At 35.3% G+C, this 8,694-nt stretch carries 7 protein-coding genes and 1 other annotated feature; of the genes, 3 read left to right on the forward strand and 4 right to left on the reverse strand.

What is annotated here, in order from left to right; translation table 11 throughout:
* Positions 1–88 precede the first annotated feature (88 nt).
* The 3 genes from ACIQ7T_RS14240 to ACIQ7T_RS14250 form a co-directional block, all read right to left on the reverse strand.
* On the reverse strand, positions 89–1,126 hold the full coding sequence (locus tag ACIQ7T_RS14240) for a hypothetical protein (protein ID WP_370080815.1): 1,038 nt from the start codon (positions 1,124–1,126) through the stop codon (positions 89–91).
* An 18-nt stretch (positions 1,127–1,144) separates the two neighbouring features.
* Positions 1,145–2,602: an MBOAT family O-acyltransferase gene (locus tag ACIQ7T_RS14245; protein ID WP_402871113.1), complete on the reverse strand. Its 1,458-nt coding sequence runs from the start codon at positions 2,600–2,602 to the stop codon at positions 1,145–1,147.
* Positions 2,603–3,275: 673 nt separating this feature from the next.
* Positions 3,276–4,244, reverse strand: a complete 969-nt coding sequence (locus ACIQ7T_RS14250) for a quinone oxidoreductase family protein (RefSeq protein WP_402871116.1) — start codon at positions 4,242–4,244, stop codon at positions 3,276–3,278.
* Between the two features lie 76 nt (positions 4,245–4,320).
* Between ACIQ7T_RS14250 and ACIQ7T_RS14255 the strand changes: the two genes are divergently transcribed.
* The 3 genes from ACIQ7T_RS14255 (at position 4,321) to ACIQ7T_RS14265 (ending at position 8,234) form a co-directional block, all read left to right on the forward strand.
* Complete coding sequence (locus tag ACIQ7T_RS14255; protein ID WP_370080809.1) at positions 4,321–5,955, forward strand: ABC transporter substrate-binding protein; 1,635 nt, start codon at positions 4,321–4,323, stop codon at positions 5,953–5,955.
* Complete coding sequence (locus ACIQ7T_RS14260; protein WP_370080807.1) at positions 5,955–6,572, forward strand: hypothetical protein; 618 nt, start codon at positions 5,955–5,957, stop codon at positions 6,570–6,572. The genes ACIQ7T_RS14255 and ACIQ7T_RS14260 overlap by 1 nt, the downstream gene beginning before the upstream one ends.
* An 83-nt stretch (positions 6,573–6,655) precedes the next feature.
* Positions 6,656–6,919 (forward strand) — a binding site (T-box leader).
* A 67-nt stretch (positions 6,920–6,986) separates the two neighbouring features.
* A complete protein-coding gene (locus ACIQ7T_RS14265) occupies positions 6,987–8,234 on the forward strand; it encodes an MFS transporter (protein ID WP_370080805.1) in 1,248 nt (415 codons plus the stop codon).
* Here the strand turns inward: ACIQ7T_RS14265 and ACIQ7T_RS14270 are convergent.
* The coding region (locus tag ACIQ7T_RS14270; protein WP_402871119.1) for a hypothetical protein at positions 8,231–8,694 on the reverse strand (464 nt) is incomplete at its 5' end. The two genes, ACIQ7T_RS14265 and ACIQ7T_RS14270, sit on opposite strands and share 4 nt — an antisense overlap.

The raw sequence follows: 8,694 nt of genomic DNA on the forward strand, positions 1-8,694 counted from the left end.
AGACAAAAAAGATGACTCCGACAGTACATATCAGAGTCATCTTTTCATCACTTAGTCAATATTCATCCCGCATTAACGGGCCGTAATTTCACTTTATATCTACCACTACATTTTTAAGGTACTCATCAAGATTCCCTTTATCTACAGTCTGCATAATAGTTGACTGTTCTTCCCTGTTCTCTAAAGCTTTAATGACTAAATCCCCAACGTTTGGATAGTAATGCAACCAGTCGAAAAAGTTGTTCTCATTCGTCGTTACTTCATTCACACCATGGAAGCTATACACAGTACCAAACACATCTACCATATCATTCATCCATCTACTATAAGCCTCGTAACGATTTTCATTATGCAAAATTGTCTGAAGCCGTTTAGCAGGCATTAATTCTGTAAAGACCACTAGTTCTGTATTTGGGAATGCATCTTTTATAGCTTGAAGCCTTTTTCGATAGTCGGTATCGTACATAAAAGGCTTGGCTGCCTCTGCTTTAAAATTCTTCTGGAATTTTTGCCATCCTTGCTCCATATCATCATTTGAATACGTAGTTTGTGCAATATTATTACGTGTGTAACTGCGAGCACCGTCGTAATGATTTGCTTTTGAAATATCATAATTAAAAAGAGCATAATGCATCGTGCTTGCTGAAAATAAGGACTTTATTGCATAAAAAGGTGCCTCCGATGACTCGATATAAGTTTGCGGCGGATTCGATGTACTAGGTTTGCCAGCATTCGCTGAATCAAAATATAACTCAATAAAAATTCTCTTAAACGGCTTACCATTTTTCTTTTCAGCATATTTCATGTAAGGCAAATATTCTGTAATATGCAGTCCACTTAATGAATAGTTATAAACATTTTCTTTTGTAAAAGCCCTCTCATCGAGATACGTAATCCTGCTCGTTCCCATTAACAAACTATCATAGTTAAAATCATGGCTATTGATATAATTAGTTTTTAATTGTCTTTCATCAAAGCCAAGCTGATAGTCGTTAAAGTCATTCGCATGTGTGTAATTCCAAAGAGGGTCAATATAATAATTGAAACCCATAATTCCGAAAACAGGCAATCCTATTACTATGAAAGATGTGGCAAATAATTTTACTAACCATTTTTTCGGATCCAAGTTCATTCACACCTTTATTTAGAAATTAAAATATAAGAATATACTATTTTTTTGCATATAGTAAATCGATACTAGCACTAGTGCAATCATAAATTGCGTATAAATGATTGCTCCCCAATTAAATTTCATCTTATCCATTAATTGAATAGAATTTAATGCTGTAAATGCAATAACAAGTGTGATTAAGAGTCCTACAACAATCACTATCGGATCACTGAATGATAGTCCCAAAATATTAAAGGCTTCCGCTTGAGCAAAATTAGTGTGCGGCTCCGTAAAGAAATTAGTTATAGCTGTCATGTTTGGCGTAAACATTTTGGCTATAATCGTATTCGCTTGCTCAAGACTTGTTGCACGGAAATATACCCAAGCGATATTAACAAATTGGAAAGTCATAAACCATGAAAGTAAATACGGAAGCTTAATACCTGTTTTACTAAAAAGTCTCACAACAACAGACGCAAAGCCATGCAGAAGTCCCCATAAAATAAAATTCCATCCTGCACCATGCCAAAATCCACTGATGAAGAAAATAATTAATATATTAATATAGGTTCTAAATGCCCCTTTACGACTACCACCTAATGGAAAATAGACATATGTAGTTAAAAACCGGTTCAACGTCATATGCCACTTTTTCCAAAACTCCTGAATATTACGTGCTTTATAAGGAGAATAGAAATTTACTGGCAGTTTAATATTAAATATTAATGCTAAACCAATCGCCATATCAGAATATCCACTAAAATCATAATAAAGTTGCACTGTATACGATAATGAGGTAATCCAAGCTTCTATAAAACTTAAGTTACTATAATTGGCAAAGCCTTCATTCGCCCATATGCCCACCGTATCAGCAATAACAACCTTCTTAACTAAACCAATTGCAAAAATAAATAAACCTCGTGCAACATGTTCAGGAATAATTTTACGATTTTCCTTCGTATCATACTGCGGAAGCATTTCATCATGCTGAACAATTGGTCCTGCAATTAACTGCGGGAAAAACAAAATGAACAGCGCATAATGACTAAATTTATAATGAGCTGTTCCATCACGATAACTATCAACAATAAAAGCAATTTGTTGAAATGTAATAAAACTAAGTCCTAACGGTAGCAATAAATGCAACAGTGCAAAATTTGTACCAAATAAACTATTTAAATTGCCAATAAAGAAATCTGTATATTTATAGTAACAGAGAATGATAATATTGAAGACGACTCCAATTATCATATACGTTTTTCTCCAACGACTATTGGTATTACTAATCACCCGACTTAAAGCAAAGTTCACAACTATTGAGATTGTGATGATTGCTAAATAAGATAACTTAAAATAGCCGTAAAAAACCAAAGAGATCAGTACCAACCAATAAATCGCATATTGCTGGTTTCTGAAACGATTTAATAAAAAATAGATAATAAATGTTATAGGTAAAAACAAGAAAATAAATTCAAAGGAATTAAAAAGCATTGCACCACTCCCCTAATAGCCATTCCTTTATATTCAAAATTTAAGACTCCTCACCACAACATTTCCGTTCCGACTTGACGCTTACCTGAAGGCGTTCGCTTGCGCTCCAGGGATCTCATCTTTGACGTTTCCAAATGCCCTACAATCAACCTAAAAACACGGCATACGTTTAACAAAATATTTAGTGAAGAGCCTATTAAATTTAATGTTTTAATATTATATTTACATCACTTAAATTAGCCATATAACACTTTAACATTGATACACTCGTAAAATCTAAATGAAATAAATACCACAGTTAGATTCATTATGTATTTAAAGAGACCAAATATAATATTATACTAAAAAGTTAACCTAAAACAAATAACAATATCAAAATAAGGTAGAGAAAGACAAAAACCTATATAATAATACCTCATTTTAACAATTCTTTAAAGGAAATTCCTGTTTATTGTCGAAAAATAAAAGGAGTTTTAGCTAGGATTATACCTACAAATAATATGGTGATTCTTAGAAAAAATAATAGGATTTTTAATAGTTTGCTTTCATTCTATTGGTGGGTTGGTTTGATTTTAGACCATCCACTCACAACAACCCTGTTTTCGAGTTACAGGCTCTAAAATAAAAGTAACCTCTCTATAGCGTGTTGATCACTATACAGAGGTTGTTCATTTTATATTTTAATTAAAATCTTCCCTTGATGCTGACGACTTTCCATCAAATCATGGGCTTTCTGCATATCTTCTAATGCAAAGATATTAGCAATTGGTACTTGGAAACTTTCATCCTTCAACAAAGCAAACATCTCCGGTGCAACTTGTTGTAGCATTTCAGGCTTGGAAGCTCGAGTCGTTCCAAGGCTAAAGCCTTTCACATTGCGACAGCTACTATGTAAATCAGATGTTTTTATATTCCCAGCTTTACCACCGCTATTTCCAAATTGCACTAGCGTACCATACGGAGCTAAACAGTTAAAACTCTCTTCCGTAATATTCCCGGCAATGGAGTCAAAAATAATGTTAACACCATGACCATCCGTATATTCATTGACTTGCGCACTAAAATTATCGTATGTCAGTACATGATGTGCACCTAGTTCAAGGGCAATTGTCGCTTTCTTCATATCACCAACTGTACCAATAATCTTCTTGGCGCCTAGCTTTTTCGCCATTTGAATCAACATTGTCCCTGCCCCACCAGATGCAGCATGAATTAATACGCTATCATCTGAGCTAATTGGAGCGATTTGATGTGTCAAAAGGTAGGATAGAAACAAAACCGTTGGCACAGCGGCCGCCTTTTCCAAAGGGACATCATTCGGAACTTTAAAGACGAGCTGCTCTTTGGCCACCACATATTCTGCATAGGCTCCATTTTTCGTGAATGCAATAACTTGGTCTCCCCTTTTAAAATTACTGTTCCCCTCAAAAACCTCTTCAACTACACCAGCTACATCTAAACCGAGTATCATCGGAAAATTTGCTTTTGCTTTATTACCTGTTCTATTTTTAATATCAGCAAAATTCACACTCGTATATGTCGTACGTATTAATACTTCCCCCTTTGAAATGGTAGGCTTTGGACATTCCACATACTTTAAAACATCAGAAGTGCCAAACTCATTAATGATCACAGCCTTCATAAATTTCCCCCTCCTTGTTATAGTAAAAGTATAAAATAGAATAATTTCCATAAAAAGAGACAAAAGGAGATATTACATGTCCACCTTTCTTTCAAAAAATAAAACGCTATTTTATTTACTTTCACTCTATTGTCAACAGAATGGCGGCACCTTTCATCTACAGCAATTAGCTACCTTATTAAAAATAAGTCCTAAACAATTGAATCGTTATCTTAAATTATTTCAGAAACACAATTGGCTACTTTATAAAGCTGGGAATGGGCGAGGACACTTGTCCAAAATTCAATGGCATGGAGATATTGAACAAATTATTGTAGATCAGCTTAAATCCCATCTCTCTACAATGACTATGATGGATTGGGGGGAATTATTTGCATTTCCTAATCTAACGGATTCTTTAGCAATGAACTTAAAGCATCTTTATCAACAAAATATAAAAAACAATATCCTATATAATGAGCGTTTGATTGTACCTATCTACCACCCTATTTATACTTTACAGCCTAATCAAGTAAACGATGTTTATAGTGCTGCACTTTTATCCAATTTAACAAATCGTTTAGTTGAAGCAGATGCGAATGGTAATATTATTCCTTCTCTTGCGCACCATTGGAAAGTTAATGACAAAACATTGCGTCTTTATTTACGAAAAAACGTTGCCTTCCATAATGGCGATTTACTAACAGCACATGATGTAGCTTGGTGTTTGCGCCAACTACTACATCTTCCTTTATGGCAGCCTATTCGAGAAATTATCATTGTTGATATGTGGACAATTGATTTTATTTTTTCGGAGTCTTGCACATACTCACTACACTTACTAACAGATATACAAGCGAGTATCTATAAAATTAAAGATAATGTAGTTTTCGGAACAGGTTCATTTGCAATATCAAAACATACACCCCATCAAATTGTTTTAGAAGCATATGACAATTATTTTGGCATGCGAGCATTATTGCATACGGTAGAATTAAACATACTTCCAAAAGGATCCAATTCGTTTTATCAAACTAATTTATCAAATGACATTAATCGTAAAAAAATAAATATCCAAAACGGGGTTTGTGCAATAATTTTAAATAAAAACGAAGAGGCTTGTTCAACTAAAGCGCAAAGGCAACATATTAAAAACATAATACATAAGTATTTATATAAAGCTATTCAAAAGGATTCTTCATTACAAAATCATTTAAGTAGTTTTGGTAATACCATCTCACCACTATGTAAAAAAGAGATTTTAAAAATCGGTGCGCCTAAAGGGAAAATCAATCTAAACCAATGCTTAATTTCATCTTTAATAAAGTATGGTTATCTCCCTCAAATAGAAACATTAACACTATCTCAATATATTAAAGATAGTATCCAACCTCTTAAGTACGATGCATTTGTTTATACGAATGTCACAACTGTAAATAGTGCTTTTCACAAATTGCATGCCGTGTTCAACCCCGTTTCTCCAATTTATAAAGTATGCAAAGAAGATGAATATTTTATAAATATCTTTGAAAAATTTAAATTAGCCACGATGGCAGAATGGCCGTTACTTTTCGATTCTTTAAACAACTATTTAATTGAAGAAGCTATTTTGATACCATTATTTACACATCTCGATGATATACCATTTGCCCATGATATTTTAAAATTGGACTTCAACCACTTAGGGCACATCGACCTTTCAACAATTTGGTATGACAAGGAGGAATTATGATGAAAATCAAACCGCGAAAAGAACAATACAATGATGTTACATACAATTACTTTGATTTAAAAAGTAACAAAGTATGCTTTATGTTCTCTGGCACAGGCTATACGTTTGAAAAACCACTTCTTTATTATTCCACTCAGCTGATGCTAGAGCTTGGCTATGATGTAGTACAAGTATGCTATGTATTTGCCCAAAAGCAATTTGAGCAGGAACCAGAAGCTATTTCAGCAATGGTTTATAATGCCGCGAATCCTGTTGTGGAAAATGTTTTAAGTACAAAATCTTATACCGAAGCTGTATACATCGGAAAATCACTCGGAACATTGCCTATCACAGATTTTTATATGCAGCAGTCTCCACCTATTCCTTCTCGTTATGTACTTTTAACACCCCTACTGTCACTTGAGTATGTTATGAAAAATTTGCTTGGAAAGCAGGCATTTCTAGCAATCGGCACAGCTGACCCTCATTACTCTAAAGAAAGTTTAGAACAACTTTCTTCACATAAGCTTGCTATTGTAGAAAATGCTGACCATTCTCTTGAAATAGCAAATCATACAGTTGAGTCGATGATTCTTTGTCAGTCACTATTAACGGGGCTTAAAGCTTATCTTCAATAAGAATATCGGAACCTTTTCAAAGTTTATCGTAATATTTTTAAAATTCGGTCTTTACCAAAATTACAAACATATGCTACACTATCAAAAATACATTGAAGAGAAGAGTAAATAAGGCTGTTCTTCCCAGAGAGCTCGGGTTGCTGAAAACGAGTAAGAACGAATTATTGAAACAAGCCTCGGAGTAGCGCATTGGATTCTGCTTGAATGATGGTGCGACGGGAACTCCCGTTACAGAGTAACAGTATAAGCATAAGTGTTTATGCCGTACTGAAAAGGCTATTATGGCGACATAATAGCGAACTAGGGTGGCACCACGTGAGTATAAATTCCACAATCTCGTCCCTAAGACAAATCGTCTTGGGGGTGGGATTTTTTTGTTTTAGTTACTTGTCATAACTACAAGGAGGAATTTATATGAGTATGAAAAAATTTTTAGAAGCGTGGCGTTATCCTGCTATATTATTGTTTAGTATTGGTGTTTCCAGCGTTGGAAGCTGGATCTATTTTATAGCTTTAAATCTTATCGTCTTCAACCTCACAGGGTCAGCTATAGCTGTGTCCGGTTTGTATATCGTTAGAGCGTCATCTACACTTTTTGCCAGCTTTTGGTCAGGTAGTTTGGTAGATCGTTTAAATAAAAAATATCTCATGATTGGTCTCAACCTTTTCGAATCTTTACTAATTGTCATACTACCTTTCTTCTCTACGCTGACTTGGATATATTTCATGGTCTTTGTGATCACAATGGCTAGTTCTATGTATCATCCAACTTCCATGACCTACATTACGAAATTAATACCAATTGAACAAAGAAAACGTTTTAACGCCCTTCGCAGCTTACTTGATTCTGGCGCATTCATAACCGGTCCAGCCATTGCAGGACTGCTGTTTACGATTGGAACGCCTAATATGGCGATTTACTTGAATGCGATTGCTTTATTTATTTCAGCCTGTATTACATTAGGTATGCCTAATGTCGAAGCCAATCAACAGCTGGCTAGTAAAGCAGATGAGGAAATTTCCTACAAGGTATTATTCAACGATTGGAAGCTTGTTATAAGATTTAGCCTTAAAAATCCTTATATTATGATGATCTACTTTTTATTTAGTGCGATACTTGTCATGATGACAGCAACGGATTCTTTAGAGGTTGCCTTCGCTACTCAAGTACTTTCATTATCCGAAGGTGAATACGGTGTTTTAGTAAGCGTAGGAGGTGCTGGTATATTAGTTGGTTCTTTAATGAATACAGCAATCGTTGGAAAAATACCAACTGCTTGGCTTATAGGTTTGGGATCACTTATAACAGCTTTAGGCTATTTAATTTCTACATCCTCTTATACATTTCTTATAGCTTCTTTAGGATTTTTTATTATATCCTTTGCAACAGCCTTTGCCAATACGGGCTTCCATACCTTTTATCAAAACAATATTCCTGTCGATAGTATGGGGAGAATAGGAAGTATTTACGGCTTTGTAGAAGCCTTGTTCATTATTATCATAACTGCCATCTTTGGAGTTGCAGCTGAAATCATATCTATTCGATATGTTGTTGTATCTGCAGCCATCATCATGTTTGTAGTAGCAACGATACTGTTAATTTTTAATGTTCAACCTTCGAAGGCCAGATTTTATAGCAATATTTCAGAACTCAATGACTAGAAGAAGGTTTGATGCCGTCGCTTCGCTTTCGAAGTAATAGCGATATAAAAATAGTAGCACCTCCTATTATAAGAGGTGCTACATAAATGTTGGGATAAGACATAATGGTATTCTGCTGTCGTGCCGATTGCTATGTTCGTCGCTTCGGCTCTTCTTTCCGTCGCTTTAGCTCTGCTATCCGTCGCTCTGATTCTTCTTTCCGTCGCTCTAGCTCTTCTTTCCGTCACTTGGGCTCTTCTTTCCGCCACTCTGTCGGGGCTATCCACGATTTCGATGGTTCTATCCACGACTTTGGCCGCTCTATCCACGACTTTGACGATTCTATCCGTCACTTCGGCTCTTCTTTCCGTCGCTCTGACTGGTCTTTCCGTCGCTCTAGCTCTTCTTTCCGTCACTTGGGCTCTTCTTTCCGCCACTCTGTCGGGGCTATCCACGATTTCGATGGTTCTATCCACGACGT

It is taken from the genome of Lysinibacillus sp. NPDC096212, assembly GCF_044763105.1.
Classification (GTDB): Bacteria; Bacillota; Bacilli; order Bacillales_A; family Planococcaceae; genus Lysinibacillus.